This is a genomic window from Ottowia cancrivicina, from assembly GCF_029813755.1.
Taxonomy (GTDB): Bacteria; Pseudomonadota; Gammaproteobacteria; order Burkholderiales; family Burkholderiaceae_C; genus Ottowia; species Ottowia massiliensis.
The window spans coordinates 24,314-51,157 of record NZ_JARVII010000019.1 but is presented as its reverse complement, the minus strand read 5'-3'; the positions used below and the strand labels follow the sequence as shown (position 1 = coordinate 51,157).

Here is a 26,844-nt window from a genome sequence, read left to right as displayed (position 1 = left end):
GCGCCGCCCGTCGATTGACAAATGTTCCAGTTGCATCGCTTCGCTCCTTTCCGTAAGTGGTCACTCGTTTAAATAGCGGAATCCATCGTAAGCCGAGCATGGCGGTTTTTGCCAGATCAATCAAGTGTGCCGTTCCCAAAACTCGCCGCCGCCCTCTGCAACACCCGTTGCGTTAGTAATGCTCATACATTTGAATAGGGAAAATTCCACCGCTGGCAAGGCTTTCTGCCACTCCAAAAGATGGACTGGCTAGCTGCCAGGCCGCGCCATGAAGAGTTGCCGCAGGCGTCCCTCGACTGGGCGCGGGTTAGCAAAAAAGTTGTCAGCCATGTCTTTTTTCATGTTTTTCTTCCATACGGCCCTGGCTTGGCCTTGATGATTTGCGGAACGCGAATGTGTTTGCGGGGTGGCGGGGCGGCAGGCAAAGCTGTATGCGGCAAATCAATAAAAATACATATCTTCCGCCAATATCATTTCCATGAAAATCGCGCTTTTTGCGCTGCGCGCCAGCTTCTGCCCTGCCCATGAAATCCGCCGCTCCCAACTGCCGCGTTGCCCGCTGCCATGCCCTGATTCCCTGCGCGGGCAGCGGCTCGCGCGCGGGCGCGGGGCGGCCCAAGCAATACCAGCCCATCGGCGGCGCGCCGCTGGTGTGGCACACGCTGGCGGCCTTTGCGGGCGTGCCGCGCATTGCGCAGACGCTGATCGTGACCGCGCCGGGCGATGACGCGCTGGCCGCCCGCCTGCTTGACCGCCTGCCCCATGACGCTTTCGCGCTGGCCGATTGCGGCGGCGCCAGCCGCGCCGAAAGCGTGTTCAACGGGCTGGCGCGCCTTTTGCAGCGCGGCGCGGCCGGCAGCGACTGGGTGCTGGTGCACGACGCCGCCCGCTGCCTCATCACCCCCGCGCTCATCAACCGCCTGATCGACGCCTGCCTGAATGCCGCCAGCGCAGACGAAGAAGGCGGCCTGTCTGGCGCCCTGCTGGCCATGCCCCTGCCTGACACGCTCAAGACCGCTGACGCTGCGGGGCGCGCCGCCGCCACGCTGCCGCGCGAGGGCAAGTGGCTGGCGCAAACGCCGCAGATGTTCCGCATCGCCCCCTTGCATGCCGCGCTGGCGGCGCGCGCGGCCAGCGGCTTTGCGGGCATCACCGACGAAGCCAGCGCAATGGAAGCCGTTGGCAGCCGCCCGCTGCTGGTGCGCGGCAGCGCCCACAACATCAAAGTCACCTGGCCGGAAGATTTCGCCCTGGCCGCCGCCCTTTTGCAAACCCGCCATGAACCTGCCTGAAAACACCTCTGCCGCCCCTGCTGACTTGCCGCCCATGCGCGTGGGCGAAGGCTGGGACACCCACGCCCTCGTCCCGGGCCGCCCGCTCATTCTGGGCGGCGTGCACGTGCCCCACACCCACGGCCTGGCGGGCCATTCAGATGCCGACGCGCTGCTGCACGCCATCACCGACGCCGTGCTCGGCGCGGCGGGCCTGGGCGATATCGGCACGCACTTTCCCGACACGGATGCCGCCTTTGCCGGGGCCGATTCGCACGCCCTGCTGCAAGAAGCCGCCCGCCGCGTGCGCGCCGCCGGCTGGCGCATCGCCAATGTGGACTGCACCGTCATCGCCCAGGCCCCGCGCATCGGCCCCCACCGCCCGGCCATGACGCAGCGCATCGCCAGCGCCCTGGGTGTGGCACCCGAACAGGTGAACGTGAAAGCCAAAACCGCCGAAAAGCTCGGCCCCGTGGGCCGGGGCGAAAGCATGGAAGCGCGCGCCGTGGCGCTGCTGGTCAGGCCCTAGGCGCGAAAAGGCGGCAGAAAGCGCATGCCTGAAAAATGCCCTTGCGCTTGCCGGCCATGAAAATGAATGCCGCTTCTTCCGGAAAAAAACTTTTCCCATTCAGGCCATCGCCAAAAACGCACGCACCCATTTCTTCATGACGCATCAGCCAAACCGGCAGACCGTGCATGATTCATGCAAATGATGATTGGCTGACGCTGCGCAAGAAACCGGTCATTGCACAAGCGGTCGGTTTTTCATACTGGCCGATCATTTTCAGCGCCGTGAATCGGCGCCGGTACAAGCAATTCAAAAGGGGCTGATCAAAGCGGCAAAATTGCCCCGCTCCAATGTTTCGGCGCGAAAACAGAAGAAAACCGGAAAATGGAACGAAGCCATCTGAAAACACCTGAATCAAATGCCATCCGCACCGGCCCATGCCATTTGGCCCGCGAAATTCGGCCCGCAAATCAACTTCAGGCAAAAGCCATATCGGAATGGCGGTCCGTCATTTCGGTTGGCGCAGTTTGGCAGCAGTTCCGGGCATCAGAAAACATTGCGCGGCAGATGAATTTGAGGCAAGCCCATTGCCATGCGCATAGCCGCCCGGAGCTTTTCGCCTGCCCGTGAAATGAAATCACGCCCCTGAAGCGCCAGCATAAATGTTGCCCTTCTGCGCGGCGGCTTTTATCCGCCCGCCCAATTTTCCAGCTTTGCGAACGCAGTAGCAAAGGGTCGCAGCATTCAGTCTGAAATCTGAAAATCGGGCCTTTTCGTCAAAAGCCGTTTTTTGCCGTTTCCAATCTGGTTGCAAACGCGAAAAAGCCGCGCAGGAGCGAACGCGGACTGTGCAGGATACCGCTTTGCTGCACGCAGCACTTTTTGCTCCTTCATTCATAGCATGAGGTCCTAGTGGGCACTGCGCGAGACGGCTTTTTGTACCCTTTGAATTTGCTCCTGTTTCTGATGTCATTTGGCAAGCGCGGCCTGCCCCAAGGTGCAGCCCCTCCCACGCTGGCGGGGCGGGAGCGGCATCAGAAATGCGGGCGGGCCGGGCGTTTCATCAAGGCAGTTTTGCTAGCCGCCGGGAAACTGGCCGCCGCGCTGCGCCAGGCGCGCGGTCAAGTGAAACCGGAACGCGCGCGGCTTTCCCGGTTTCCAATTCCCCGCTCATTTATTCGGCCAACGCCGGGCGCCAGTATTACAGCATCCAGCCAATATTCTTGCCCTTGGCCTTGCTCAGGTAATACCAGTAATTGGCGCGCAAGGAAGACAGATATGAAATGCCGAAACCCAGGGCGCGAACGACATTGTCAGGCAAGTCGAAAATGACGCCAATTACGCCTGCCAGCATGGCCAGGCCAAAGATCATGAGCGCCTGTTTCCACAGTTTCAGGAAAAAGCCGACGTAGATGAATGTGAAAAAGAAGGCAAGCCAGTTGTTCAGAACCAGCAGCCGCTCCTTCCACGGCATGGCCTTGAGCCTGGCGGCCATTTCGGGCGAGCCTTTGAACATTCGCACGGGCGGCACGCTGTCGAAAAAGGCGAAGCGCTTTTTCCATTTCTCCTTCAGATTGGGGTCATTGCGCCAATCATAAGCATCGGGTTCGGGCATGAAATCAGACATGGTGTCACCTTCCGGACAGGGTTCAAAAGCGCCGATTGTAACTAACCTCATTCGCAAAACAACCACCGTGCGGCATTTTCAGCAAACCCCGCTTTCCTGCCGCGAGAAACATGCCCATTCTGTTTTTCCGTCTTCAATGGCCGCGCTTTCGGGTTTTCTGCTCCCCTGCCCCGCCTAAAATCCGCCGCCATGAGTGCATTTCAAGCTGACATCTGCATACGCGGCGCAGGCATTACGGGCCGTGTGCTGGCGCTTTTGCTGGCGCGTGAAAAACTGCGCGTGGCGCTGACGGCCCCGCCTGAGCGTGCGTCCAAAGCGCCTGACGTGCGCGCCTACGCCATCAACCCCGCCGGGCAAAAGCTGCTGGCCGGCCTGCGCTGCTGGCCCGCGCCGGAGCACGCCACGCCCGTGATGGAGATGCAGGTGCGCGGCGACCAGCACGGCCAGTTGCGCTTTACCGCCGCCATGCAGGGCGTGCCGGCGCTGAACTGGATCGTGGATGTGCCGGTTCTGGAAAACCTGCTGGCCGAGGCCGTGCGCTTTGCGCCGGGCATTGAAGTCACGCCCGAGGCCGTGCCTGCGCCGCTGACGGTGATTTGCGAGGGCCGCGACAGCGCCACGCGCGAAGCCCTGGGCGCGGGCTGGCAGGCCGTGCCCTACCCGCAGCACGCCGTGGCCGCGCGGCTGGCGTGCGAGCGCCCCCATGAGCAAGTGGCGCGGCAGTGGTTCACGCCAGAGGGCGAAATCGCCGCCCTGCTGCCGCTGGATGGCCCGGCGGGCCGCCGCGTGGCGCTGGTGTGGTCTGCCCGCCCGGAGCACGCGGCGCAGCTGATGGCGCTGCCGCCCGAAGCCTTCGCCGCAGAAGCCGCTGCCGCCAGCGAACACGCACTGGGCGCGCTGGCGCTGGAGGGCGAACGCGCCTGCTGGCCGCTCATGCTGGGCCGCGCCAGCCGCTGGAGCGGCCCCATGCCCGGCCGTCCCGGCCAAAGCTGGGCGCTGGCGGGCGATGCCGCCCACGCCATGCACCCGCTTGCGGGCCAGGGCCTGAACACCGGCCTGGGCGATGTGGCCTGCCTGGCCGCCACGCTGGCGCAGCGCGAATACTGGCGCAGCGTGGGCGATGCCCGCCTGCTGCGCCGCTACGCCCGCGCCCGCGCCCTGCCGGTGGCCGCCATGCAGTGCGCCACCGACGGGCTGCAACAGCTCTTTGGCCAGCCGGACAGCGCCCCGCTGGCCGCCCTGCGCAACTGGGGGCTGAGCGGCGTCAATCAGCTGCCTGCGCTCAAGCGCTGGCTGGCCCGCCAGGCCATGTGATCCGCTGGCGCCAGAGGCCGCTTTTTCGCGCGGCCCATCGCCCGCAAGCGCGGGCCGGGCATGCAGCGGCTGGCGAAAAAACGGCCAGGCCCAGCCCGCCGCCGCCAGCCCGCCTGTCGCCTTGCGCCCCCGTTCTGCCTGCTTTTTTCTAGGTGGAAACGGGCTCTTGGCCAGACGACCCTTCCTGCGGCAATTGCAGCCAGCACACGCCAGGGAAATGATTGGCCAGCCAGGGCAGGTAATGCTCGCTCATGGGAATGAACCAATGCAGGGGGCCGCGCGGAAAAACAAAGGTGACGTTGTGCACCCGCACGGGCTGGCCCAGCCAGCGCGAAAAGAGCGGCTCCAGCTCGTCGCGGTTCACGCCCCAGGGCATGGGCGGCGTGCGGTAGTAGGGCGTTTTCATCCAGCCATGCTTGCTCAAGGTGCGGCGCGAGAGGCTGCGGCTGATGTAGTCGAACATGAGGATGGCGCCGGGAAAACGCTGCGCCAGCGCCCGCGCGAAGCGGGCCATTTCCTCTTCGCTGAAATACATGAACAGGCCCTGGGCGGTGATAAAGCAGGGGCGCCCTGGCGGCACGGCGCCGAACCAGGCGGCGGTGTCCAGCGCGCTGGCGCGCACGTGCAGGTGGCGCGCGTCAGGCTGGATGAAACGCTCGCGGATGGCAAGGGCCTCGGGCACATCCACGCTGATCCACAGGGCCTCGGGCGCGTCAATGCGGTAACGCTGGGTTTCCAGCCCTTCGCCCAGATTGACGATGGCGGCGCGGGGATGGGCGGCCAGAAAGATGCGCAGGTGCTCATCAAACAGCTGCGAGCGCACGCCGTGCGAGCCATCGGCATGGCCAAAGTGGCGCTCGTAGTCGTAATGCAGGGCGCGGTAGATGTGCAGGCACATGGGATCGCGCAGACAGCCGTCAGGGCGGGCGGCTTCGCTGGCGCGGTTGTGCAGCGTCCAGAGCATGGTTTCGGAAATGCCCGTCAGGCCGGGTTGCATGGCCGCGCTCCTTCTTTGGAAAAAGTAATGCAGTAAAAGCGCCCCTGCCAGAGCAGGCGCGTGCGGCGGTTCAGAACACCGGGCGGAATGCAGCTTTCAATGGCGGAGAGGTCAAAGCGCGCGTCGCGGAAATCCCGGCGCGTGAAAAGGCTGCGCTTGTACTGGCGCTCAATGTGCTCAGCCGTTTCGTCCGCAATGAGCAGGGCCGCGCCGGGGCGGGCCACGCGCAGCATCTCCCGCACGGCCTGCGCCGGGTCGCTGAAGAAGTTGATGCCGCCCACGTGAAAAACGATGTCAAAAGCGCCATCCTGAAACGGCAGCTCTTCCGCCTGGCAGCGCACCAGCTCAAGGCGCGCTTTCCGCGCCCAGACAGCGCGGCAGCGGCAAAGCATGCCCTGCGACAGATCCGCCCCAATGAGGCGGATGGCGTTCAGATCCGCCGGAATAGAGGCCAGATCCATGCCCGTGCCGATGGAAACATACAGCGCCCGGCAGCCAGGCCGCCAGGGCAGGCTGGCCATCAGCTCGCGGCGCATGCGGGCGATGGAGCGGCCATAAAGCAGCCGGCCTATCCAGCGCTCGCCCAGGTCGTACCAGCGGGCGAGGCGGTCGTACATGCGCATGTATCTGGCATTGCTGCCCTGCACCTGGCTCGCGTCCAGGCACTGCCAGATGCCGTCCCGCATGGGAATGCCCGCAGCGGCCAGGCCAGGCTTGAAGGGAATGTCTGATTCGGAAGGGTTCATGGTCTGGCCTCAAAGAGCAAATCGGGATGGAGCGCACCGTACGGACAAGGCCCGAATGCACGGGATATTTCAGCTCCTTGTTTCATAGCATGATGTCCTAGTGGAAACTGCGCGAAGCGGCATTTCAACCCGCCCGAATTCGCTCCTGTTTTTGATGAATCCAGGCATGCGCAGGCGACTTGTCGCGCCAGCTTCTCACCCTTCGCCGCTCGCTGTCATGCCAAGGGCGGGTTCTGCCAGACGCGCGGCCATGCTGGCCGTTTCAGCATCAGGCTCTTAGCGCGACCGCCGGGGCAGCAAGCCTGCTCTTTCAGCAGCGGCAATGGCCGACTCGGCCGCTTCCGTGGGCGATGAAGGCGGCGGCATCAACGGAGCGGCAATGGCTGAAGGCACAGGCGGCTTGAGGCCGGACAACACGCGGCGCGCGCCATCAAAGCGTTGCTGCCAATAACGGGCATTCATGCTCTCCAGACGCACCTTCTCGCCCGTGCGCGGGGCGTGAATGAATTTGCCATCCCCCACGTAAATGCCCACATGGCTATGGGCGCGGCGCTGCGTATTGAAAAAAACCAGATCGCCCGGGGCCAGATGAGCCGCGTCAATGGGTTGCGTGGCCGCCGCTTGCGATGCGGTATCACGCGGCAGTTTCAAACCCACCGCGTCCCGGTACATGTGCTGCACAAAGCCGCTGCAATCAAAACCCGTTTCCACCGAAGTGCCGCCCATCCGGTAGGTGCTGCCGCTGAACCCCAGCGCCGTCATCAGCAGCTTGCTGGCTTGATCCGGGCTGACGGATGGGCCGCTAACCGGCGTGCTGACTGGCAAAAGCCCCCGGCTAGCCAGCAAGGCTGCCAGTGGGTCCTGCTCGGGCGAGGCATGGACGGCAAAGGCCGTCAAGGCCAGACACAGGAGCAGCAGTTTGTTCAGCATGACAGCACCGGCAGGAGGAAGATGGGGCAAAAAAACGCCTGAAGTTTAAGCGCCTATTCCGCTGCAAGGCAAATAAAACAGGCACCTTGAAACAAAAGATACGCAACTGCCTGGCGCTTGCGTCCATTTCCAGCGCATCCGGACGCGTTTTCCTGGATGCTTGGCAATTCGCCTCTGCTCACAACAAAGAGAAGCGTCGAAACCGGTTCGCGCAGCAGCTCAAAACCCGCTTTCTGCTTTTCGCGTTGGCATGTTTCCAACGCAGACAGCTATTCCCGCAGGCATAAAAAAGCGCCTGAAACAGGCGCTTGAAAGTCGGGGAACCCTTTCAGGTTGCATAAAACCTGTTCACAGCCGACCGTCAACAGGCTCTTAAAGCGCTCGCGTCAGTGCCAGGTAGTCCGCTTCATCCAGCAGAGTTTCCAGCTGGGATGGATCGCTCAGTCTGACCTTGAAAATCCAGCCCGCCCCCATCGGGTCGGTGTTGAGCAGGGCTGGATTGGCTGCCAGGGCGCTGGCATTGGTTTCGACAATTTCACCCGAAGCGGGCATGAAAACGTCTGCGGCGGTTTTCACGGACTCAATCACAGCGGCGATGGCATCCTTGGCAATGACCTGGCCCACATCAGGGCACCTCACGTAAACGATATCGCCCAGCGCGTCTTGCGCATGAATCGTGATGCCTACGGTGGCTATGCCCGCCGCCGCATCGTCCACGCGCAGCCATTGATGCTCTGGTGTGTATTTGAGGGTCATATGGCTTTACATGCCTGAATAGTTGGGACCGCCGCCGCCTTCGGGCGCAACCCACACGATGTTTTGCGTGGGGTCCTTGATGTCGCAAGTTTTGCAGTGCAGGCAGTTGGAGGCGTTGATTTGCAGGCGCTGGGCGTTGCCGCCTTTGGTTTCGTCGGGCACGTATTCGTACACGGCGGCGGGGCAGTAGCGCGCCTCGGGGCCTGCGTATTTGGCCAGGTTCACCTTCACGGGCACATCGGGGTCTTTCAGCGTGAGGTGCGAGGGCTGGTTTTCCTCGTGGCTGGTGTTGCTGATGAAAACGCCCGAGAGGCGGTCAAAGGTAAGTTTGCCGTCAGGCTTGGGGTAATCAATGGGCTGGCACTGGGCAGCGGGCTTGAGCTGCACGTGGTCAGGCTGGTGGCGGTGCAGCGTCCAGGGCATGTGGCCGCGCAGCGCCATTTGCTCGAAGCCGTTCATCAGGCTGCCCACCGTCAGGCCCTTCTTGAACCAGTTCTTGAAGTTGCGGTCTTTTTCCAGCTCGGCATACAGCCAGCTTGAGTAGAAGGTGCGCGGGTAATCGGTGAGTTCGTCTTGCTGGCGGCCTTGCGTCACGGCGTCATAGGCGGCTTTGGCGGCCAGCATGCCGCTTTTGATGGCCGCATGCGCGCCCTTGATGCGGCTGACGTTCAGAAAGCCCGCGTTGCAGCCCAGCAGCGCGCCGCCCGGAAACACCAGCTTGGGCAGCGACAACACGCCGCCAGCGGTGATGGCGCGCGCGCCGTAGGACACGCGCTTGGCGTTCACGTTGCCGTGGTCGTCGGTGAAATACCAGCTGATGCGCGGATGCGTTTTCCAGCGCTGGAATTCCTCGAAGGGGCTGAGGTAGGGATTGGTGTAGTTCAGGCCAATGACGAAGCCGCAATACATCAGGTTGTTTTCGGCGTGGTACATGAAGGCGCCGCCGTAGGTCATTTCGTCCATGGGCCAGCCGGCGGTGTGCATGGCAAAGCCGGGGGTGTGGCGCGAAGGGTCGATTTCCCACAGCTCCTTGATGCCAATGGCGTAGCTTTGCGGGTCGCTTTCGGCGTCGAGCTTGTAGCGGGCGATGAGCTGCTTGCCCAGCTGGCCGCGCGAGCCTTCGGCAAACAGCGTGTATTTGCCCAGCAGCTCCATGCCCAGCTGGAAGTTTTCGGTCGGCTCGCCGTCTTTGCCCACGCCCATGTTGCCCGTGGCCACGCCCTTGACGCGGCCTTCTTCGTCATACAGCACTTCGGCGGCGGGAAAGCCGGGGAAGATTTCCACACCAAGCTCTTCGGCCTGCGCGGCCAGCCAGCGCGTGACGTTGCCCAGGCTGACGATGTAGCAGCCGTGGCTGTCGGCAAAAGGCGGCAGCAGCACGCCGGGCACCCGCGCGCCGCCGCCGTTGCGGTTCAGAAAGACATAGGCTTCGTCCGTGACGGGCTGGTTCAGCGGCGCGCCTTTTTCCTTCCAGTCGGGGATCAGCTCGTTCAGCGATCGCGGATCCATGATGGCGCCTGAAAGAATGTGCGCGCCCGGCTCCGAACCTTTTTCCAGCACCACGACAGAAAGCTCTTTTCCGTCTTGGGCGGCCAGCTGCTTGAGCCGGATGGCGGCTGACAGGCCGGCGGGGCCGCCGCCAACGATCACCACGTCGTATTCCATGGCCTCGCGCGGGCCGTACTGCTCCAAAATGGCTTGTGCTGTACTCATGGTTTTGTCTCTTTCTTGTGAGTGGGAGAAGATCACTTCTCATTGTAAATATGCCTTCCGTCAAAACGAAGGAACAGCACAGGGCTGGAGCGCTCCGTAATACAAGGTATTGAGTTGGGTCACTGAACCTGCTTTCAACGCTGGCCAGCCCGTTACGCGGCCCTGATTCGCTGCTATCCTTTCAGGAGTTGCGCGTGTGCAAATGAACGTTTTCGGGCGAAGCTCTAAGCATGTGGATTGGCGTTTTTGCGGGCTTGGGCGCGGGCGCGTTCTGGGGCTTTTCCTTTCTGGCGCCGCGCGTGGTTCCGGCTTTTTCGGCATTGGATGTCAGCGCGGCCCGCTTCATCGTTTATGGCCTGACGGCGCTGCTCATGATGGCCTGGCGCTTCGCTCCCAGCCGTCTGCCCGGTTTGCGGCACTGGCTGGCGGCGCTGGCGCTGTCGGTGTTGGGCTTCACGGGCTACTACCTGCTGGTCGTGCTGTCCATCCGGCGGCTGGGCGTGGCGCTGCCCGCGCTCATCATGGGCACCGTGCCCATCTGGGTGATGCTGCTGGGCAAGCCCCAATCCCTGCGCTGGGCCGCCCTGCTGCCGGGGCTGGCGCTCACGGCGGCAGGCCTGTGGCTGATGGGACTGCACAGCGCACAACACGCAGCCACGGGCCGCCTAGACGCCGCAGGCCTGGCGCTGGCTTGCGGCGGCCTGGCAAGCTGGACGGCCTTCGCGCTGCTCAACGCCGCCTGGCTCAAGCGCCACCCTGATGTCGGCGCCCGCGACTGGACCAACTGGCTGGGCGTGGCCACGGGCCTGGGCGGCGCGCTCATGTGGCTGGCCGCCGGCACGCCCGCCACGCGGCTGGCCGCCACACCCGGCCTGGGCGTTTTTCTGTTGGTGGCCTTCGCCATCGGCTTTTGCGCAAGCTGGCTGGCCACCGTGCTGTGGAACGTCGCCAGCCAGCGCCTGCCCGCTAGCCTGTGCGGGCAGCTCATCGTGAGCGAAACCCTCTTCGCGCTGTGTTACGACGCGCTCTGGGCGCGCGCCTGGCCTGATGGCGTGCAACTGGCCGCCGCCCTTCTTTTCACCCTGGGCATCGTGGCCGCCATCCGGGCGCACCACGGCAGTCATTGAGACCGGACCGGCTCGCTTCATTTCCATGAACCACCCTGCTTTTCTTTTCTGGGCCGCCCTGGCCTTGGGCCTGCTGAATGCTGCGCTGCTCATCGCCGTGCTGCTGCGTAGGCCGCAGCGCGCGGCGGATGCACCTTCGCTGCAAGACATGCAGCTGCTGACCCAAAGCGCTGCCGCACAGGCTGCCACGCATGCGCAGGAGCAGCGTGAAACCTCCGTGCGCCTGGAGCGCGAACTGCGCCAGCAAATCGCCCAAGGCGCGCGCGAAGGGCGGCAAGAAAGCCTGCACGCGCTCACCGCCTTTCAGCAAACCATCACCCGCCAAAACGCCGAAGCCACCCGCACGCAAAATGCGCAGATAGACGCCTTCGCCCAGCAGCTGGCCCTGCTGCAAAAAACGCTGGCCGACACGCTGGCCACGCAACTGCAATCGCTCAGCGAAAACAACGCCCGCCGTTTGCAGGAAGTGCGCGGCGCCTTGCAGCAAGAGCTGGCCCGCCTGCAACAAGGCAACGCCGAAAAACTGGACGAAATGCGCCGCACCGTCGATGAAAAACTGCAAACCACGCTGGAGCAGCGCCTGGGCGAGAGCTTCCGGCAAGTGGCCGAGCGGCTGGAGCAAGTGCATCGCGGCCTGGGCGAAATGCACACGCTGGCGCAAGGCGTGGGCGATCTCAAGCACCTGCTGGCCAACGTGAAAACGCGCGGCATCTTTGGCGAAGCGCAGCTGGCCGGCCTGCTCGAGCAGGTCTTCACACCGGAGCAATACGCCGCGCAAGTGGCCACGCGCCCCGGCAGCCGCCAGGCCGTGGACTTCGCCATCCGCCTGCCGGGCCGGGGCGAAGACGGCGAAAGCGTCTGGCTGCCCATCGATGCCAAATTTCCCACCGAAGACTACGAGCGCCTGCTGGACGCCCAGCAAAGAGCCGATGCGCCTGCCGCCGAAGCCGCCGCCCGCGCGCTGGAAGCGCGCTTGCGGCAAGAAGCGCGCAGCATGGCCGACAAATACCTGCAGCCGCCGCACACCACCGACTTCGGCATCCTCTTTCTGCCCGCCGAAGGCCTGTATGCCGAAGCCCTGCGCCGCCCCGGCCTGCTGCAAGCCTTGCAGCGCGAATGCCGCATCACCCTGGCCGGCCCCGTCACCTTGCTGGCCATGCTCAACAGCCTGCAAATGGGCTTTCGCACGCTGGCGCTGCAAAAGCGCAGCAGCGAAGTCTGGCAGGTGCTGGGCGCGGTGAAAACCGAATTCGGCAAATTCGGCGACGTGCTCACGCGCATCCGCAGCCAGACGCAAACCGTGCTCAACACGCTCGAGCAGGCGCAAACGCGCAGCAACGTGATGCACCGCGCCCTCAAACAAGTGGAAGCCTTGCCCGAGAGCGCGGCGCAAACCCTGCTGCCGCCCGCGCCGCCCAGCAGCCGCCCGGCCGCTGAAGGCTAGGCCCCCGCTAAGCGCCTGTTTGCAATCTGGCCGTGAGAAGCAAAACAGGCTCCAAACCTTTCCAAGAAAGAAAATGATTTGCAAATACATCCATGACATCTGACTGGGCAAGCATCAAAACGCCTTCACGTCCTAGTCCACGCGTGTTTTCCTGCTATCAATTCCAAAGCGGAAAAAAGCTTTTTCAGCCCTTCGTTTAGGTGGTTTTCCAGGCCTGTCCGCCCTTGCCTTCCTCCTAGAATGCCTACGTGAACATCAGCCGCCCCAAAACCTCCATCTCCCCCCTCTCACCCGAACTCAATGCCGACCTGCACAGCCACTCCACTGCCTCTGACGGCACCTTGGAGCCTGAAGCGCTGGCCGAGCGCGCCGCTGCCAACGGCGTGCAGTTGTGGTCGCTGACCGATCACGACGTCATCAGCGGTCAGGCGCGCGCGCATGCCGCCGCCAGCGCCTGCGGCATGCGCTATCTCACCGGCGTGGAAATTTCCGTCAGCTTCGCAAGCGATACCGTCCACATCGTCGGCCTGGGCTTTGACCCGGCGGAAAGCACCGCCCTGGCGCGCGGCCTGGCCGCCAACCGTGACGGGCGCGGCCCCCGCGCCCAGAAGATGGCCGAAGGGCTGGCCAAGGCAGGCATTTCAGGCGCTTACGAAGGCGCATTGCGCCATGCGGGCAGCCCCGCCCTCATCGCCCGCACCCATTTCGCCCGCTTTCTGATTGAAACCGGCGTGTGCCGCGACAACGGCGAAGTCTTCCGCCGTTTCCTCACCGCCGGCAAGCCCGGCTATGTGCCCCACCACTGGGCCGGGCTGAGCGAGGCCATAGGCTGGATCACGCAGGCAGGCGGCGTGGCCGTCATCGCCCACCCGGCGCGCTACCGGCTCACGCCCGTCGAAAAATACGCGCTGTTTACCGAATTCAAGACGCATGGCGGGCATGGCATTGAAGTGGTCACCAGCAGCCACACCCCGGCCGAAATCGCGCACTACGCCAGCATCGCCCGGGAATTCAACCTGGCCGCCTCGCGCGGCAGCGACTTTCACAGCCCCCGCGAAAGCCGCACCGACCTGGGCCGCCTGCCGCCCCTGCCTGCGGGCCTTACTCCCGTCTGGATGCTGCCGCAGCTGGCTAGCCGCTAAATCTCCAGCGCTGCCGTTTTTGCCTTTTTGCCTTTTTCAGCTTGATGCAAACCGGCAAACGCCCAGCGCCGCAAACAACAGAAAATATCCATTTCCAGCATCGCCATGCGCTCTGGCGATATCCGTTTCAGCCATTCATTCAAGCGCATTCAAAATCCGGCGCGGCATTGCAAATACCCTGAATGCCCTGTCAGCATCCTGAAACAGCGGCGTCTTTCAGGCGCGCGCCAGCGCTTCATGCAAGCCTATCGAAGAAATAGCGCCAGACAAACCCACGCCCGGCATGGCGCAATGGCGAATCTGAAAACTCCCGCCTGCCGTCATGCGCTGGATACCTTGAAAATCACCCATAATGACGAGGCGAAAGCGACAGGCGGCAAATTATTGCCGGATTTATCCGGCAATCTGCGTCTTGAAAGACACATCGCCCAGTCAATCCAGCGCATCTCCAATATGACCAATCGCCCGCTCTGGCGAGCGGATTTCAGCGATTTTCAAACCATTGATCTGACGGGATCCGGGCGTTATTTTCATGTGCGCCGCTTTTTCAGGGCTGCGGCGCGTCCTGCTCCTGCGCAGGCTCCTGCTGCGGCTCGTCCCAGCAGCGCAGCGCCTGCACCACGGCCTGCATGACAGGGCGGGACTCGCGCACTGTGCCAAAGCCCGCCTCGCGCGCTGCCTGCGCGATGCGCGGATGCGTGGTCAGCGCGCGGGCCTTCTGCCAGTTTTGCCCGGGCGCGGACTTGCGCAGGTTGGAAATGGCTTCGGAGCTGCTGAACACCCACACCGTGCCATCGCCCGCCGCCTGGCGTGCCAGCGCCTTCTGCTCGGCGCTGAAGATGGGCGCGGTGCGGCAGTAGGCCACCACCTGCTCCACTGTCACGCCCGCCTCCGTCAGCTGCTCGGCCAGCCAGTCGCGCCCCTGGCTGCGCCCCTGGGCATCGCCGCCGCGCACGATCAGCACGCGCTCGCCGGGGCGCACGTTTTCGCGCACGCTCTGCCATAGCGATTCGGAATCGAATTGCGGCGCATCCGCCGCAGGCTGCACGATCAACGCCGTAGGCCAGCCGCATTCGCGCAACACTGCGCTGGTGCCGGGGCCAGGCGACCAGGCGGCCATCTCCAGCAAGCCCGATTCCAGCAACTTGGGCGCAAAGCGCTTGAAGGCCATGAAAAAGTGCCGCGCCGCATTGCCGCTCACAAACATCAGCGCCGAATAGTTGCCCAGACGTGCAAATGTGTCGATCAGCGCCGCTGCATCCGGCACGGGCTGAATGGCGATGAGCGGCAGCACATGCGCGGGCACTCCCCGCGAGGCCAGCGCCTGCACCCAGCGGCTGGCTTCAGGCTCCGGACGGGTAATGAGGGCGCGGGGGCAAAGAGGCTCGGTCATGATCGTCAACTACTCGAAAAACGGAAGGGAAAAACAAAAAGAGATTTCCGTCCAAACGGATTTCCGCGCATTTTGTCACGCCATTGCCTGTGCACCGGCCCCGCTCGTCCCGCGCGCGGCGCCGTGCACCCCGGTTCAAGGGCCATTCAACGCACGAAAACCGCCATTTTCAAAGCCGCAATGCCCATATTTGCAAAAAGCATTTTTGCCGTGTTTGAAAAATACCCGTCACACAAGGCCGCCGCCAAAAGAGCTGTGCTGATCCTGCTGTTTTTTCACCAAAGTCCGGAGCCTGCCCGCAACCTGGTTGCAAGTGCGGAAAGAGCGGGCTATAGCGTTTAAAGCGATAACGAAGGGATATTTTTGCTCCTTTATTCATAGCACAACGTCCTAGTAGGACGTGCGCAGAAAGGCATTTTTGCCCCATCAAATCCGCTCCTGTTTTTAATGCCGCATGGCGGGCATACCGCCACTTGCTCCGGCGTCAGTCGCAAGCAGTCGCACAGATCCCGCTGCCATCTGGCTGTGGGGGCGGCGGATCGGGGGCTGCGCGGCGCGAATCACAAGCGGGTTTTGTGACACGGCGAGGATTTCCAAGGCCGCGCTTTTTGCCCCACGGCCTGACTTTGGAAAGGTTTTCAGGGCCTGGCGCCGCCCGCTTGCAAATCGGCCGCCACGCGCTGGCCCAGGGCGCGCGCTTCGGCCTGCGTGGCGACGGCGGCGCTGCCTTGCGCGGTCACCAGGCGCGGCTGTCCCTGCGGATCGCCCCAGGCGGCGCGCAGGCGCATGGCGCCGCCTTCCAGCGTGGCATGGGCGGCCAGCGGCATGGAGCAACTGCCGCCCAAGGCGCGGCTGACGGCGCGCTCGGCCTCCACGGCCAGCCAGGTGGCCTGATCCGCCAGCGGTGCCAGCGCGGCTTGCACATCAGCGCGGCCTTCGCAAATTTCGATGCCCAATGCGCCCTGCCCTGCGGCAGGCAGCATTTCGTCAGTAGAAAAAAGGCGGCGGATGCGCCCGCCCAGTCCCAGGCGCTTGAGGCCGGCGGCAGCCAGCACGATGGCGGCGTAGCGCCCTTCGTCCAGTTTGCGAAGGCGCGTGTCCAGGTTGCCGCGCAGCGGCTCAATGCGCACGTCAGCCCGCCCCAGCGCCGCCAGCCGCGCGCGCAGCAGCACGGTGCGGCGCAGGCTGGAAGTGCCAACGGCCGCGCCCGGCGGCAGCTCCTCCAGGCTGGCGCAGCCGGGCGACACCCAGGCATCGCGCGGGTCTTCGCGCCGCATCACGCAGGCCAGCGCGAAGCCGGGCGGCAGCTCCATGGGCACATCTTTGAGCGAGTGCACGGCCAGATCGGCGCGGCCCTCATGCAGCGCCGTTTCCAGCTCTTTCACGAACAGGCCCTTGCCGCCGACTTTGCTCAGCGCCACGTCCAGAATCTGGTCGCCGCGCGTGGTCATGCCCAGCAGGGAGGCCGCATGCCCTTGCTGCTGGAGCAGCGTTTTGACGTGTTCGGCCTGCCATAAGGCCAGGCGGCTTTCGCGGGTGGCAATGGTGAGGAGCATGGTGCGCGGCATGTTCGAGTGGCGAAGCAGGCGATTATCGGAAGGCTTGGCGCCGGAAAGCCTCGCGCCCCTGTCCGCGCCGTTTTCCACGCCGTTTTCCACGCCGTTTTCCACGCCGTTTTCCGCGCCAGTCTGCCCCCTTCAAAAACCCGCTTCGCTTTGCCGTCTGGCTCCAGGCCAGGCGCCAATCAAGGGTGCAAGAGCCTTTTTCTAAACGCTGTTCTTTTTTGAATCATCGACAGCGCCACCAAAAGTGTCCGCATGCATCAATATGGGGTTTATTTCGCATGGGCGCCGGCTGTTTTCCGGCGTTTTGTGAAAGCAGTGACATTCAATTGGTTAATGACGTGCAGCCAGGCGGGTAAAACCATTTTCAGGCGAAAGACTGTGCCGGATGCGCAGAGGCAACGAGGCCAGCTCATCAATCAAAGCCGCCAGCGTCATGCGCGCGACAAAAATCAGCTTTCTGAAATTCGTGGCAGCCATTGCTTCAATCTTTCATGCCGCATCTGATTTGTCATTGCTGCCGGGGCCGCCATTCAGCCAGCGGGCCAGCGCGGCTTGCGCCCGGAGCAACGTGGCGCGCCAGGCAGCGGCATGTCGAAAAGGGCGGGTTGCAGAAGCTGTTTACCAAGGATGGAGAAGCTTATTTCGCTCCTGCATCGATAGCATGAGGTCCTAGTGGAACGGGCGCAGAAGCCATTTTTCGGCCTTCTGGATTTGCTCTGTTTTTTAATGCAAGAAGCGGCCGACCCGCTCTTCTTGCGCTGCTGGCCCTGGCGTCTGTGCCTGCCCATCCGGGTGCGGCCAGACTGTCCATCCACGCATCAATGCAGGCCGGTATGATGCCCGCCGCCTTGTCATGACCGCTGTTTCCGCTCCTTTGCCAGCTTGCGCGCCCTGCCCCGCCCGGCCTTCGCCTGCCGCGCGCGCCACGCGCGCTGCCGCCGTGGCCTGCGTGCTGGCGCTGGCGCTGCTGGCGCTGGCCTGGGAGCTGTGGCTGGCCCCGCTGCGGCCAGGCGGCTCGTGGGTGGCGCTGAAGGCGCTGCCCGTGTTGCTGCCGCTGGGGGGGCTGTGGCGCTACCGGCTCTATACCTACCGCTGGGTGAGCCTGTTTTTGTGGCTGTATTTCACCGAAGGCGTGGTGCGCGCCACGACAGAAGGCGCGCCTGCGCGCTGGCTGGCGCTGGGCGAGGCGCTGCTGTGCCTGGGGCTGTTTGCCGCGTGCGTGCTGCACATCCGGGCGCGGCTGAAGGCGGGCCGGCTGGCTGCGCAGGCCACGCAGACCGCCAGGCAGGAAGCGGCGGGCGCTTGAAAATCAGCCTTTCCTTTTTTCTCCCACTGCAAATAGCCAGATATTCATGTCCCATCCTGTTCTCGATACTTTTCGCAGCGCCATTGGCGCCGAACACGTGCTCACTGAAGGTGATCTTTCGGCCTGGGAGCAGGACTGGCGCCAGCGCATGCGCGGCAAGGCGCTGGCCGTGCTGCGCCCCGGCAGCACGGCGGAGGCGGCCGCTTGCGTGCGCGCGTGCGCCGCGCATGGCGTGGCCATCGTGCCGCAGGGAGGTAACACGGGGCTGGTGGTCGGCTCCGTGCCCGATGCCAGCGGCCGCCAGGTCGTGCTTTCCACCACGCGCCTGAATGCCGTGCGCGGCATTGACGCGGCCAATCTCACCATGACCGCCGAAGCCGGCTGCGTGCTGCAAAACGTGCAGCAAGCCGCGCGTGACGCAGGCCTGCTCTTTCCCCTGAGCCTGGCGGCCGAAGGCAGCTGCACCATCGGCGGCAATCTGGCCGCCAACGCGGGCGGCACGCAAGTGCTGCGCTACGGCAACGCGCGCGAGCTGTGCCTGGGGCTGGAAGTGGTCACGCCGCAAGGCGACATCTGGAACGGCCTGACGGGCCTGCGCAAGGACAACACGGGCTATGACTTGCGCAACCTCTACATCGGCAGCGAAGGCACGCTGGGGCTGATCACGGCCGCCACGCTCAAGCTCTATCCGCTGCCTGCCGCGCGGCTGACGGCCTGGGCCGCCGTGCCATCGATTGCCGCCGCCGTTGATTTGCTGGGGCTGGCGCAAAAGTTTCTCGGCTCCAGCCTGACTGGCTTTGAGGCCATGTGCCAATTTGCGCTCCAGCTGGTGGACCGGCACTACCCGCAGCTGCGCGTGCCCTTGTGGCAAGGCAGCCCCTGGTGCGTGCTGCTGGAAAATTCCGACGACGAGAGCGAGGCCCACGCCCGCGCGCGCTTTGAGGCCCTGCTGGAAGCCGCGCTGGAAGCGGGCTGCGTGAGCGACGCCGTGGTGGCCGAAAGCCTGGCGCAAGCCAAAAACCTGTGGCACATCCGCGAAAGCGTGCCGCTGGCGCAAGCCGCCGAGGGGCTGAACATCAAGCACGACATCAGCATTCCCATCTCGCGCATTCCCGAATTCGTGCAAGCCACCGACGCGCTGCTCACCCAGGCCATACCGGGCGTGCGCCTGGTCGATTTCGGCCACCTGGGCGACGGCAACCTGCACTACAACGTGCAAGCGCCCGAAGGCGCGGATGCCGCCGAATTCCTGCGCACGCAAGAAGAGCGCATCAACGAAATCGTCTATGGCAGCGTGAAGGCGCACGGCGGCTCCATCAGCGCCGAGCACGGCGTGGGCAGCCTCAAGGCGCACACGCTGCCGCATTACAAGCCCGCCGTGGCGCTGGATTTGATGCGCGCCATCAAGGGCGCGCTGGATCCGCAAAACATCATGAACCCGGGCCGCGTGCTGGCTTGAAAGGGCCGCTACGAACGGCTGGCGCGGCGCTGCCCGTCCGCCGCCCCCTCCCTTCCGGCAGGGCGCGCGATGCGCCACTGCTTATGAATTCATAGGTGGCATCCACAAGAAAAACATTCATGCGGCTGGCAACAATCGCCCCCATTCATTCACACACGAGCGAGGAGAAGAAAGCCGTGCTCATCAAAAGCCAGAAGGATTTTTTCGCCGGCTTGCTGTTCATCGCCATTGGCCTGGGCTTTGCATGGGGCGCCACGGATTACGAACTGGGCAGCACGGCGCGCATGGGGCCGGGCTACTTTCCCATGGCGCTGGGCGCGCTGCTGGCGGCGCTGGGGGCCGTGATCGCCTTCAAGGCGCTGGTTATTGAGACCGCCGACGGCGAGCCGGTCGGGCGCTGGGCCTGGCGGCCGCTGTTTTTCGTGACGCTGGCCAACGTGCTGTTTGGCGTGCTGCTGGGCGGCGCGCCCTGGCTGGGATTGCCGCCGATGGGCCTGATCGCTGCGGTGTACACGCTGGTGCTGGTGGCGTCGCTGGCCAGCCGCGAATCGCGCCTGAAGGAATCGCTGGCGCTGGCCACCGTCCTGGCGCTGGGTTGCTGGGGCGCTTTCGTCGTGGGGCTGAAGCTGCCGTTCCAGGTTTGGCCCGCTTTCATTTCCGGGTGATCAGGCCCCGATAGCCGCAACAACAAGAAAAATGGAAATTCTGAGTCAGTGGGCGGCGGGTTTCGCTCCCGCCCTGATGGAACTGCAAGGGCACCTGTCGCTGGGCTTTTCCGTCGCCTTCACGGTTGAAAACCTGCTGTACGCGCTGGTGGGCTGCCTGCTGGGTACGCTCATTGGCGTGCTGCCCGGCATTGGGCCGGTTTCCACCATTGCCATGCTGCTGCCCGCCACTTACGGGCTGCCCCCCACGGCAGCGCTGATCATGCTGGCAGGCATTTACTACGGCGCGCAGTACGGCGGCTCCACCACGGCCATTCTGGTGAACCTGCCGGGCGAAGCCTCGTCCGTGGTCACGGTGATTGACGGCTACCAGATGGCGCGGCGCGGGCGCGCGGGGCCGGCGCTGTCGGCGGCGGCCATTGGCTCGTTTTTCGCCGGCTGCGTGGGCACGCTCACGCTGGCGGCTTTCGCGGCGCCGCTGGCGGAGCTGGCCTTCAAGTTCGGCGCGGCCGAATACTTCTCGCTGCTGGTGCTGGGGCTGGCCGGCGCGGTGGTGCTGGCCTCCGGCTCGCTGCTCAAGGCCGTGGGCATGGTCGTTCTGGGCCTGCTGCTGGGCATGGTGGGCACGGACGTGAATTCGGGCGTGATGCGCTACACGTTCGACGTGCCGGAGCTGAGCGACGGCATCAGCTTCATCGTGATTGCCATGGGCATCTTCGGCTATGGCGAAATCATCTCCAACCTCTCGCACACTGAAAAGCGCGAAGTCTTCACGGGCAAGCTGGAACACGTGTATCCCACCCGGGAAGACTTCCGCCTGATGATGCCCGCCATGCTGCGCGGCACGGCGCTGGGCGCGGCGCTGGGCGTGCTGCCCGGCGGCGGCGCCATGCTCTCGGCCTTTGCCGCCTACACCGTCGAAAAGAAAACGCGCCTGCGCCCGGGAGAGGTGCCCTTCGGCCAGGGCAACATCCGTGGCGTGACCGCGCCGGAGTCGGCCAACAACGCAGGCTCGCAAACATCCTTCATTCCGCTGCTGATTCTGGGCATTCCGCCCAATGCCGTGATGGCGCTGATGGTGGGCGCCATGACCATTCACGACATTCAGCCCGGCCCGCAGGTGATGACGGGCAACCCGGATCTCTTCTGGGGCCTGGTCGCCAGCATGTGGATCGGCAATCTGATGCTGGTCATCCTCAATCTGCCGCTCATCGGCATCTGGGTGCGGCTGCTGAAAGTGCCCTACCGCTGGCTGTTTCCGGCCATCGTGCTGTTTTGCGCCATTGGCGTTTACTCGCTCAACAACAACACCTGGGACGTGTGGCTGCTGGGCTGGTTCGGCATCATCGGCTACGTGTTCATCAAGCTCGGCATGGAGCCGGCGCCGCTGCTGCTGGGCCTGATCCTGGGGCAGATGATGGAAGAGAACCTGCGCCGCGCCCTGCTGCTCTCGCGCGGAGACTGGAGCGTGTTTGTCACGCACCCCATTTCCGCCGCGCTGCTGGCCGCCGCCGCCTCGCTGCTGGCCGTCGTGCTGCTGCCAGCCATCCGCAAAAAGCGCGAAGAAGCCTTCGTCGAAGAGTAGCCGGGCGCCTGCGCCTCAACCATCCGCGCTGGCTATAATGGCGGGCTTTGCGATCCTCTGCCAGCCGCGGCACGGAACCCCAGGCCCTGCGGGAGTCCTTTCCCCAGGGTTGCCGCCTTTAGCGTAGCGTGAGCATGATCGGAAGACGAGGACTTTCATGAACCTGATTCAACAGCTCGAAAAAGAAGAAATCGAGCGTCTCGGCAAGCAAATTCCTGACTTCGCCCCCGGCGACACCGTGGTGGTGAACGTGAACGTGGTGGAAGGCAACCGCAAGCGCGCCCAGGCCTATGAAGGCGTGGTCATCGCCAAGCGCAACCGCGGCCTGAACAGCAGCTTCATCGTGCGCAAGATTTCCAGCGGCGAAGGCGTGGAACGCACGTTCCAGACTTACAGCCCGCTGATTGCCAGCATTGAAGTCAAGCGCCGTGGCGACGTGCGCCGCGCCAAGCTGTACTACCTGCGCAGCCGCAGCGGCAAGAGCGCCCGCATCAAGGAAAAGCTGCCCAGCCGCGTGGCCAAGCAGCAGGCCAAGGCCGAAGCCTGACAGACACGCGGGCGGCCTTGCCGCCTTCCCATCAGCCGCCTTGCAGATTCGCCGTCTGCAAGGCGGTTTTTATTTGAGCCAGACAAGGCGTCTGGGCTGCCCCGCTGGCGGCATCACCGTTGCCGCATTCCGGGAACCCGTTTGCAATCCGTTCGTGCAGGCGCCGCAGACAAACGCTTATTTTCGCTACTGTATTCGTAGCATGAGGTCCCAATGGAAACTGCGCGAAATGGGATTTTTGCCCCCTTGAATTTGCTCCTGTCTTTGATGCAGCCTGGCGGGCGGGAAGCGAACTGGAGACTCCGCTGCGCCGCCGTCAGCCGGGGCAGCTGATGGGCAAGCCGCAAGAGCCGGTTTTCAGAACCTGTTCGCAACCGGCCCGCAAGCGCGCGGACGCTCACATCTGCCTGAGCGCCTCACTGGCATGCCAGGCGCGCAAGTAGATAACGAGCAAGTCGAGCAGACGCTGTCTTTTCAGGCCTCTGGGGCTGGACATTTGTGCAATGACGCTGCGTTTTTTGGCCTTCACGCTCAAGCGCTGATAGTTGCCGTGCTGGCGGACGGGCAAGGCTGCTTCGGAAGTGAGCTGGAAGGTGATGGTGAAGAAGTTGCCGATGTCTTCGGCGCTGAAATCTTCAATATCGCCCCACGCCAGGGGCGCGGCCAGGCCGGGCAAAAGCAGGGCGGCGGGCGTCAGGGTCATCACCGGGTGGCGGCAGCGCAGCCAGAACCAGCGGGTCATGAAGGCGAAAAAGGCGCAGGCGGCCAGCAGCCCCAATGCGGCATGCCAGGCGCGGTGCATGACGCAGGCGCAAACGGCAGCGCCCAGACCCAGGGTGATGAACGCGGTCAGCCCCAGAAAAAAGCGCCCCTCGTGCACGATGACCTCGCCATGCACCTGGTCACGGATTTCAGTCAGTTCACGGCGCCTTTCTTCGTTGTGCATGGCGGCGTCGGTTTTGAAGTCTTGCAGCAGCTGGCGCTGCACGGCGTCGCTGTCGGCAAACAGGGAACGCACCCAGGCAAGCGAGTCGGCATCGGGCGCGGCCAGCGCGGGCAGAGCGCTGGCGCTGCCGCTGCCGCTGCCTTCTGGCAGAGCGCCAAGGGCACGCAGGCGCTCCAACGTGGGCGGGTGGCTGTCAAAGGGGTGGCTGGTGGCGGCTTCGGCGTCAAGGTCATGCGTCTGCAAGGGGTGGGCCTGCACGTCGGCCTGAAGCATGGCGATGAGGTCTTGCCCGGCCTCGGCGGGGCGGCGGGCAATGGCGCTCAGGCGTTCATACACCACCGGCTCCAGCGCGCTCACATGCACCAGCGCGCGGGCTGCGGCTTCGGGGCCGGCCACGCGGGCGCTGACGGCGTCGGCCTGCAACTCGCGCACGCGGCTCCAGTGGCTCACGGCACGGTGAAAGCTCTCCAGAACGTATTCGCCAAAGATGACGGCAGAGATGCAGCCCCAGGAAATCCCGTCCTCATCGCCTTCGGCCACGCTGTCGAGAGCGTGCATCATGCTGGCGTACATGGGCGCAAAGCGGACGCTGTAGGCGCTGTCTTCCCCCAGAAAATGGCCCAGCTCGTGGGCGAGGATGGCATCCGTCTCATCACGCCGCAGCAAGCTCAGGTAAGTCAGCGGCAGATGCAGCGTGCGGCCCTCCAGCAGCTGCCCGCCGGGCATCACGCGCTGGCGGGCGCAGGTGACGTAAAAGCTTTCGGTCATGCCCAGCACCATGTGATCGGGCGGCGCGGTGCCCACGCGGCGTGCCAGGTCGGTCACGTGCCGCCACAAACCGGGCGCCTGCCCATGCGAAAGCAGCATGCCCAGCACTTCGCCCGGCTCATCGGCCTCCGGCATGGCATGCCGCAGCCGCCACAGAGCCGCCAGCGCGCCCAGGGCGGCAAAAGCCACCAGCAGCAACATCCAGACGCCGCCCCGCATATGGCTCCGCGCCGCGCCGTCACCCGCCAGCGCCGCCCACATGGCGGCCGCGCGCGCTACCAACAGCGCCACCAGGGCCAGCGCCAGCAGTGCGAGCAGCAGCCCCAGATAGCGCCCCAGCCCATGCCGCCAGCGTGAAAAGGCGCTGATCAATTCGTCACGCGAGCGCATGGCCCGCCGCCCCGAGCGGCGCGCCGCCCAAATGCCCAGGCCGCCCCACAGCGCCGCCGCCACGCCTGCGGCCACCGTCACCTGCGCCGCAAGCCGCACCAGGCGGACTGCGCGCTCATCGCCGTCAGGCGCGGCCGCCGCCTCCTCGCGCAGGCGTTGCAGGCGGCGTTCCACCTGCATTTGTGCGGCCTGCCCTACCTGCTGTTCGTCAGTCACCTCTGCCAGCAGCGGGGCGGCGGGGCGGGCTTGCAGCGCAGCCTGCAAATCGGCCTGAATACCTTCCAGCTGGCGGATTTCTTCCTGCCGCTGGGCCTGCCCATCGGGATACAGCGCCAGCTGCCACGCCCCTACAGCCGCCACGGCCAGAGGCAGCGCCACCGCCCACAGCAACACACGAACAATGCGCGGCAGGTTTTGCAGAAACTTGAACAGCAGGTCTGACAGGTACTGGAACATACGGGGCAGGCGCTGGCAGGGCAGCGGAAAAAAGCCAATGGCCGTGGCGGGCGGGACAGCCGCAAAACCGGACGAGCCAAAGCGCGCGATTGTTGCAAACAAATACAAACCATAACAGAGCGGCAGCGCCGTGCCGGGCAAAGGCTGCGGGCACAACGGCCAGCCGCTGGTTTGGCTGCGCAAGGAATTCGCCTGCTCTTTTATCCATGGCAAACCCTCGTTGCGCATCCAGCGGCAAAGAGCATCCAGAACGGCTCCGTTGCGCCTTCACCCAAAGCCTGCGCGCAATGGAGGCCTGCACATGATCTGGCCGCAAGGGGCGCAAGTGCGGATCGGGATGGGCTGCAAGGCGGTTTTTCTCTGGGGCAGACAAGGCGTCTGGACTGGGCGCCTGGACTGCTCCGCTGGCAGCAGCACAATCGTCACATTCTGAAACCTGCCTCGCCTGCCTTCACCCGCCATGCTGATTCCGAAATACTGGGCCAGCGCCTCCGCCCCCGCCCAAAACCGCTGGCGCCACACCGTCACCGTGCGCCGCTGGGGCTGGTCTGACGACAGCCAGCAGGCCGCCGAAGCGCACGCGCAAGAGCGCCTGCGGCAGGCGCTGGCCGCCTACGCGCAAGGCCAGGCCAGCGCCCATGAAAACCGCCCCGGCTACAACGGCGCGCAGGGCCTGCCCATCTGCGAGGAAGTGCTGGCCCGCCACGGCAGCGCCGTGCTCACGCGCAACAGCTATGGCGCGCACTGCATCAACACGCCCGACGTGCTGTTTGCCGACGTAGACGATGCCCAATACACCGGCTACGACATCGGCTGCCTGATCGCGCTGCTGGCCCTGGTCACGCTGCTTTGCGCGCTTTACTGGCTGCTCTCCCCAGCCTGCAAGCCGCCGCGCTCGCCGCAGCCCTTTTACATCTCGTGCGCGCTGCTGCTATCCGCATGGATTTATGCGCGCTGGCAGCGCTGGCGCCATCGCCCCGCCGCCGCGCGCCGCGCCTCGCTGGAAAGAATTCGCCGCTTCGCCTCAGCCCGCCCGGACTGGAGCCTGCGCCTCTACCAAACACCGGCGGGCCTGCGCCTGCTGGCCACGCACCGCACCTTCGCGCCCGGCGACCCCGCCGTTCAGGAGCTGTTCAAAGCCGTGCGGGTTGATCCGGTCTATCAGCGCATGTGCCTGTTGCAACAGTGCTTTCGCGCCCGCGTCACGGCCAAGCCCTGGCGCATCGGCATCAATGCCCACATCCGGAACGGGAGCCGGGCATGGCCCATCGCCCCCGGCAGGCAGGCCGAGCGCGATGCCTGGATCGCCCGCTACGAGCAAACGGCCAGCGCCTGGGCCGCCTGCGCCTTCATCGAAACGCTGGGCGCCGGACAGATCGATATCAACGTCCGTCCCGTGCTGGACTGGCACGACGAACTCAGCCGCGCCACCTGCGCCCTACCCTTGGGATAAGCAAAAAAAAGCGACATGAAAAGCCAGAATCAGACATAACATGGCCGCTTATTTGATACATTTGCAAACCTTCCAACCTCCATTGCCAGAAAGGGAAAAACGCCATGCCGGTTTCTTTCATGGGTCTCATCATCGTGTGCGCACTGATTGCAGGCGTGCTGCTGTGGGCCGTGCGCGCCTACAACCGCATGGTGGAGCTGCGCAACCGCATCGCCAATGCCTTCGGGCAGATTGACGTGCAGCTCAAGCGCCGCCACGACCTCATTCCCAACCTGGTGGAAGTCGCCCGCAAATACATGGAACATGAAAACGCCACGCTCACCGCCGTCATCCAGGCGCGCGGGCAGGCGCAGGGGGCCACTGCCGCCGCGCGCGCCAACCCGGGCAACGCGGCGGCCATCGGCGCGCTGGCCGTGGCCGAGCAGGCGCTCATGGGGCAGGTAGGCCGCCTGCTGGCCGTCTCTGAAAGCTACCCCGCGCTCAAAGCCGACCAGAACATGCGCGAGCTGAGCGAGGAAATCACCAGCACCGAAAACCGCATCGGCTTCGCCCGCCAGGCCTACAACGACGCCGTGCTTGACCTGAACAACGCCGTGCAAGCTTTCCCTGATGTGCTGCTCGCCCGCCTGACCGGCTTCGCCCCCGCCGCGCCGCTGGAATCCACCGCCAGCGAGGCCGAACGCGCCGCGCCGCGCGTGGCCTTCTGAACGCGCCCCAAGCCGCAAAGCGGGCCACT

The 26,844-nt window shown here is 64.6% G+C and carries 29 protein-coding genes; 18 read left to right on the top strand and 11 right to left on the bottom strand.

Annotation, left to right across the window (positions count from 1 at the left end; genetic code table 11):
- Nucleotides 1–240 precede the first annotated feature (240 nt).
- The 3 genes from QB898_RS09555 to ispF are packed head-to-tail and all read left to right on the top strand — an operon-like array spanning nt 241 to nt 1,800.
- A complete protein-coding gene (locus tag QB898_RS09555) occupies nt 241–528 on the top strand; it encodes a hypothetical protein (RefSeq protein ID WP_279524764.1) in 288 nt (95 codons plus the stop codon).
- Nucleotides 525–1,292, top strand: coding sequence for a 2-C-methyl-D-erythritol 4-phosphate cytidylyltransferase (ispD, locus tag QB898_RS09550; RefSeq protein ID WP_279524763.1), 768 nt, complete (start codon nt 525–527; stop codon nt 1,290–1,292). Before QB898_RS09555 ends, ispD begins: the two co-directional genes overlap by 4 nt.
- Entirely contained in the window at nt 1,279–1,800 is a 522-nt protein-coding gene (gene ispF, locus QB898_RS09545) for a 2-C-methyl-D-erythritol 2,4-cyclodiphosphate synthase (protein ID WP_279524762.1), read from the top strand. Before ispD ends, ispF begins: the two co-directional genes overlap by 14 nt.
- Here the strand turns inward: ispF and QB898_RS09540 are convergent.
- Nucleotides 1,790–1,969 carry a hypothetical protein gene (locus QB898_RS09540; RefSeq protein WP_102284201.1) on the bottom strand — a complete coding sequence of 60 codons (180 nt, stop codon included), beginning with the start codon at nt 1,967–1,969 and terminating at the stop codon, nt 1,790–1,792. The genes ispF and QB898_RS09540 overlap by 11 nt on opposite strands.
- Before the next feature lie 18 nt (nt 1,970–1,987).
- On the opposite strand from QB898_RS09540, the gene QB898_RS09535 reads away from it, so the two are divergent.
- Both QB898_RS09535 and QB898_RS09530 read left to right on the top strand, forming a co-directional pair.
- Nucleotides 1,988–2,182, top strand: a complete 195-nt coding sequence (locus QB898_RS09535; RefSeq protein WP_279524761.1) for a hypothetical protein — start codon at nt 1,988–1,990, stop codon at nt 2,180–2,182.
- Complete coding sequence (locus QB898_RS09530) at nt 2,164–2,409, top strand: hypothetical protein (RefSeq protein ID WP_279524760.1); 246 nt, start codon at nt 2,164–2,166, stop codon at nt 2,407–2,409. The genes QB898_RS09535 and QB898_RS09530 overlap by 19 nt, the downstream gene beginning before the upstream one ends.
- 571 nt (nt 2,410–2,980) lie before the next feature.
- Here the strand turns inward: QB898_RS09530 and QB898_RS09525 are convergent.
- Nucleotides 2,981–3,406, bottom strand: coding sequence for a DUF2628 domain-containing protein (locus QB898_RS09525; protein WP_279524759.1), 426 nt, complete (start codon nt 3,404–3,406; stop codon nt 2,981–2,983).
- 189 nt (nt 3,407–3,595) lie between these two features.
- Between QB898_RS09525 and QB898_RS09520 the strand changes: the two genes are divergently transcribed.
- Complete coding sequence (locus tag QB898_RS09520; protein ID WP_279524758.1) at nt 3,596–4,720, top strand: FAD-dependent monooxygenase; 1,125 nt, start codon at nt 3,596–3,598, stop codon at nt 4,718–4,720.
- A gap of 148 nt (nt 4,721–4,868) precedes the next feature.
- Here QB898_RS09520 and QB898_RS09515 read toward each other — a convergent pair whose 3' ends face one another.
- The 5 genes from QB898_RS09515 to QB898_RS09495 form a co-directional block, all read right to left on the bottom strand.
- Complete coding sequence (locus QB898_RS09515) at nt 4,869–5,717, bottom strand: class I SAM-dependent methyltransferase (RefSeq protein ID WP_279524757.1); 849 nt, start codon at nt 5,715–5,717, stop codon at nt 4,869–4,871.
- Entirely contained in the window at nt 5,702–6,463 is a 762-nt protein-coding gene (locus tag QB898_RS09510; protein WP_050714370.1) for a class I SAM-dependent methyltransferase, read from the bottom strand. The genes QB898_RS09515 and QB898_RS09510 overlap by 16 nt, the downstream gene beginning before the upstream one ends.
- 276 nt (nt 6,464–6,739) lie before the next feature.
- Nucleotides 6,740–7,393, bottom strand: a complete 654-nt coding sequence (locus QB898_RS09505) for a C40 family peptidase (RefSeq protein WP_279524756.1) — start codon at nt 7,391–7,393, stop codon at nt 6,740–6,742.
- Nucleotides 7,394–7,765: 372 nt separating this feature from the next.
- Entirely contained in the window at nt 7,766–8,149 is a 384-nt protein-coding gene (gene gcvH, locus QB898_RS09500) for a glycine cleavage system protein GcvH (RefSeq protein WP_279524755.1), read from the bottom strand.
- A 6-nt stretch (nt 8,150–8,155) separates the two neighbouring features.
- Complete coding sequence (locus QB898_RS09495) at nt 8,156–9,862, bottom strand: electron transfer flavoprotein-ubiquinone oxidoreductase (protein WP_050714372.1); 1,707 nt, start codon at nt 9,860–9,862, stop codon at nt 8,156–8,158.
- Nucleotides 9,863–10,092: 230 nt separating this feature from the next.
- Here QB898_RS09495 and QB898_RS09490 point away from each other — a divergent pair, with 230 nt between their 5' ends.
- From QB898_RS09490 to QB898_RS09475, 4 genes are all read left to right on the top strand, one after another.
- Entirely contained in the window at nt 10,093–10,989 is an 897-nt protein-coding gene (locus QB898_RS09490; protein WP_279524754.1) for a DMT family transporter, read from the top strand.
- Between the two features lie 25 nt (nt 10,990–11,014).
- A complete protein-coding gene (locus tag QB898_RS09485) occupies nt 11,015–12,433 on the top strand; it encodes a DNA recombination protein RmuC (RefSeq protein WP_279524753.1) in 1,419 nt (472 codons plus the stop codon).
- Nucleotides 12,434–12,681: 248 nt separating this feature from the next.
- Complete coding sequence (locus tag QB898_RS09480; protein WP_279524752.1) at nt 12,682–13,575, top strand: 3',5'-nucleoside bisphosphate phosphatase; 894 nt, start codon at nt 12,682–12,684, stop codon at nt 13,573–13,575.
- A gap of 105 nt (nt 13,576–13,680) precedes the next feature.
- Complete coding sequence (locus QB898_RS09475; RefSeq protein WP_279524751.1) at nt 13,681–14,208, top strand: hypothetical protein; 528 nt, start codon at nt 13,681–13,683, stop codon at nt 14,206–14,208.
- Here the strand turns inward: QB898_RS09475 and QB898_RS09470 are convergent.
- On the bottom strand, nt 14,123–14,968 hold the full coding sequence (locus tag QB898_RS09470) for a uroporphyrinogen-III synthase (RefSeq protein WP_279524750.1): 846 nt from the start codon (nt 14,966–14,968) through the stop codon (nt 14,123–14,125). The two genes, QB898_RS09475 and QB898_RS09470, sit on opposite strands and share 86 nt — an antisense overlap.
- Here QB898_RS09470 and QB898_RS09465 point away from each other — a divergent pair.
- Nucleotides 14,967–15,230 carry a hypothetical protein gene (locus tag QB898_RS09465; protein WP_146006996.1) on the top strand — a complete coding sequence of 88 codons (264 nt, stop codon included), beginning with the start codon at nt 14,967–14,969 and terminating at the stop codon, nt 15,228–15,230. The genes QB898_RS09470 and QB898_RS09465 overlap by 2 nt on opposite strands.
- Before the next feature lie 376 nt (nt 15,231–15,606).
- Here the strand turns inward: QB898_RS09465 and hemC are convergent, their stop codons facing one another.
- Entirely contained in the window at nt 15,607–16,524 is a 918-nt protein-coding gene (gene hemC / locus QB898_RS09460; protein WP_279524749.1) for a hydroxymethylbilane synthase, read from the bottom strand.
- A gap of 339 nt (nt 16,525–16,863) precedes the next feature.
- Nucleotides 16,864–17,010 (bottom strand): hypothetical protein, encoded by a 147-nt coding sequence (locus QB898_RS09455; protein WP_279524748.1) that lies wholly within the window; start codon nt 17,008–17,010, stop codon nt 16,864–16,866.
- Between the two features lie 376 nt (nt 17,011–17,386).
- Here QB898_RS09455 and QB898_RS09450 point away from each other — a divergent pair, with 376 nt between their 5' ends.
- The 5 genes from QB898_RS09450 to rplS all read left to right on the top strand — a co-directional run bounded on the left by QB898_RS09450 (nt 17,387) and on the right by rplS (nt 22,095).
- Nucleotides 17,387–17,839 (top strand): DUF2069 domain-containing protein, encoded by a 453-nt coding sequence (locus QB898_RS09450; protein ID WP_279524747.1) that lies wholly within the window; start codon nt 17,387–17,389, stop codon nt 17,837–17,839.
- A gap of 46 nt (nt 17,840–17,885) precedes the next feature.
- Nucleotides 17,886–19,298 carry an FAD-binding oxidoreductase gene (locus tag QB898_RS09445; RefSeq protein WP_279524746.1) on the top strand — a complete coding sequence of 471 codons (1,413 nt, stop codon included), beginning with the start codon at nt 17,886–17,888 and terminating at the stop codon, nt 19,296–19,298.
- A 176-nt stretch (nt 19,299–19,474) separates the two neighbouring features.
- On the top strand, nt 19,475–19,963 hold the full coding sequence (locus QB898_RS09440; RefSeq protein WP_279524767.1) for a tripartite tricarboxylate transporter TctB family protein: 489 nt from the start codon (nt 19,475–19,477) through the stop codon (nt 19,961–19,963).
- 76 nt (nt 19,964–20,039) lie between these two features.
- Nucleotides 20,040–21,548, top strand: coding sequence for a tripartite tricarboxylate transporter permease (locus QB898_RS09435; RefSeq protein WP_279524766.1), 1,509 nt, complete (start codon nt 20,040–20,042; stop codon nt 21,546–21,548).
- Between the two features lie 157 nt (nt 21,549–21,705).
- Entirely contained in the window at nt 21,706–22,095 is a 390-nt protein-coding gene (rplS, locus tag QB898_RS09430) for a 50S ribosomal protein L19 (RefSeq protein ID WP_050714381.1), read from the top strand.
- Nucleotides 22,096–22,492: 397 nt separating this feature from the next.
- Here rplS and QB898_RS09425 read toward each other — a convergent pair whose 3' ends face one another.
- Nucleotides 22,493–24,757: a M48 family metallopeptidase gene (locus QB898_RS09425; protein ID WP_279524745.1), complete on the bottom strand. Its 2,265-nt coding sequence runs from the start codon at nt 24,755–24,757 to the stop codon at nt 22,493–22,495.
- Between the two features lie 358 nt (nt 24,758–25,115).
- Here QB898_RS09425 and QB898_RS09420 point away from each other — a divergent pair, with 358 nt between their 5' ends.
- Together QB898_RS09420 and QB898_RS09415 are read left to right on the top strand one after the other, a co-directional pair.
- Nucleotides 25,116–26,108, top strand: coding sequence for a hypothetical protein (locus QB898_RS09420; RefSeq protein WP_279524744.1), 993 nt, complete (start codon nt 25,116–25,118; stop codon nt 26,106–26,108).
- Between the two features lie 119 nt (nt 26,109–26,227).
- Complete coding sequence (locus tag QB898_RS09415; RefSeq protein WP_102284634.1) at nt 26,228–26,815, top strand: LemA family protein; 588 nt, start codon at nt 26,228–26,230, stop codon at nt 26,813–26,815.
- Nucleotides 26,816–26,844: the final 29 nt, after the last annotated feature.

Excerpts from the sequence above, each read along its gene's own strand:
- QB898_RS09555 (WP_279524764.1), top strand. The coding sequence starts at position 241 with ATGGACTGGCTAGCTGCCAGGCCGCGCCATGAAGAGTTGCCGCAGGCG.
- ispD (WP_279524763.1), top strand. The coding sequence starts at position 525 with ATGAAATCCGCCGCTCCCAACTGCCGCGTTGCCCGCTGCCATGCCCTG.
- ispF (WP_279524762.1), top strand. The coding sequence starts at position 1,279 with ATGAACCTGCCTGAAAACACCTCTGCCGCCCCTGCTGACTTGCCGCCC.
- QB898_RS09540 (WP_102284201.1), bottom strand. The coding sequence starts at position 1,969 with ATGCACGGTCTGCCGGTTTGGCTGATGCGTCATGAAGAAATGGGTGCG.
- QB898_RS09530 (WP_279524760.1), top strand. The coding sequence starts at position 2,164 with ATGGAACGAAGCCATCTGAAAACACCTGAATCAAATGCCATCCGCACC.
- QB898_RS09525 (WP_279524759.1), bottom strand. The coding sequence starts at position 3,406 with ATGTCTGATTTCATGCCCGAACCCGATGCTTATGATTGGCGCAATGAC.
- QB898_RS09520 (WP_279524758.1), top strand. The coding sequence starts at position 3,596 with ATGAGTGCATTTCAAGCTGACATCTGCATACGCGGCGCAGGCATTACG.
- QB898_RS09515 (WP_279524757.1), bottom strand. The coding sequence starts at position 5,717 with ATGCAACCCGGCCTGACGGGCATTTCCGAAACCATGCTCTGGACGCTG.
- QB898_RS09510 (WP_050714370.1), bottom strand. The coding sequence starts at position 6,463 with ATGAACCCTTCCGAATCAGACATTCCCTTCAAGCCTGGCCTGGCCGCT.
- QB898_RS09505 (WP_279524756.1), bottom strand. The coding sequence starts at position 7,393 with ATGCTGAACAAACTGCTGCTCCTGTGTCTGGCCTTGACGGCCTTTGCC.
- gcvH (WP_279524755.1), bottom strand. The coding sequence starts at position 8,149 with ATGACCCTCAAATACACACCAGAGCATCAATGGCTGCGCGTGGACGAT.
- QB898_RS09495 (WP_050714372.1), bottom strand. The coding sequence starts at position 9,862 with ATGAGTACAGCACAAGCCATTTTGGAGCAGTACGGCCCGCGCGAGGCC.
- QB898_RS09490 (WP_279524754.1), top strand. The coding sequence starts at position 10,093 with ATGTGGATTGGCGTTTTTGCGGGCTTGGGCGCGGGCGCGTTCTGGGGC.
- QB898_RS09485 (WP_279524753.1), top strand. The coding sequence starts at position 11,015 with ATGAACCACCCTGCTTTTCTTTTCTGGGCCGCCCTGGCCTTGGGCCTG.
- QB898_RS09475 (WP_279524751.1), top strand. The coding sequence starts at position 13,681 with ATGCGCTCTGGCGATATCCGTTTCAGCCATTCATTCAAGCGCATTCAA.
- QB898_RS09465 (WP_146006996.1), top strand. The coding sequence starts at position 14,967 with ATGATCGTCAACTACTCGAAAAACGGAAGGGAAAAACAAAAAGAGATT.
- QB898_RS09470 (WP_279524750.1), bottom strand. The coding sequence starts at position 14,968 with ATGACCGAGCCTCTTTGCCCCCGCGCCCTCATTACCCGTCCGGAGCCT.
- hemC (WP_279524749.1), bottom strand. The coding sequence starts at position 16,524 with ATGCTCCTCACCATTGCCACCCGCGAAAGCCGCCTGGCCTTATGGCAG.
- QB898_RS09455 (WP_279524748.1), bottom strand. The coding sequence starts at position 17,010 with ATGGCTGCCACGAATTTCAGAAAGCTGATTTTTGTCGCGCGCATGACG.
- QB898_RS09450 (WP_279524747.1), top strand. The coding sequence starts at position 17,387 with ATGACCGCTGTTTCCGCTCCTTTGCCAGCTTGCGCGCCCTGCCCCGCC.
- QB898_RS09445 (WP_279524746.1), top strand. The coding sequence starts at position 17,886 with ATGTCCCATCCTGTTCTCGATACTTTTCGCAGCGCCATTGGCGCCGAA.
- QB898_RS09435 (WP_279524766.1), top strand. The coding sequence starts at position 20,040 with ATGGAACTGCAAGGGCACCTGTCGCTGGGCTTTTCCGTCGCCTTCACG.
- rplS (WP_050714381.1), top strand. The coding sequence starts at position 21,706 with ATGAACCTGATTCAACAGCTCGAAAAAGAAGAAATCGAGCGTCTCGGC.
- QB898_RS09420 (WP_279524744.1), top strand. The coding sequence starts at position 25,116 with ATGCTGATTCCGAAATACTGGGCCAGCGCCTCCGCCCCCGCCCAAAAC.
- QB898_RS09415 (WP_102284634.1), top strand. The coding sequence starts at position 26,228 with ATGGGTCTCATCATCGTGTGCGCACTGATTGCAGGCGTGCTGCTGTGG.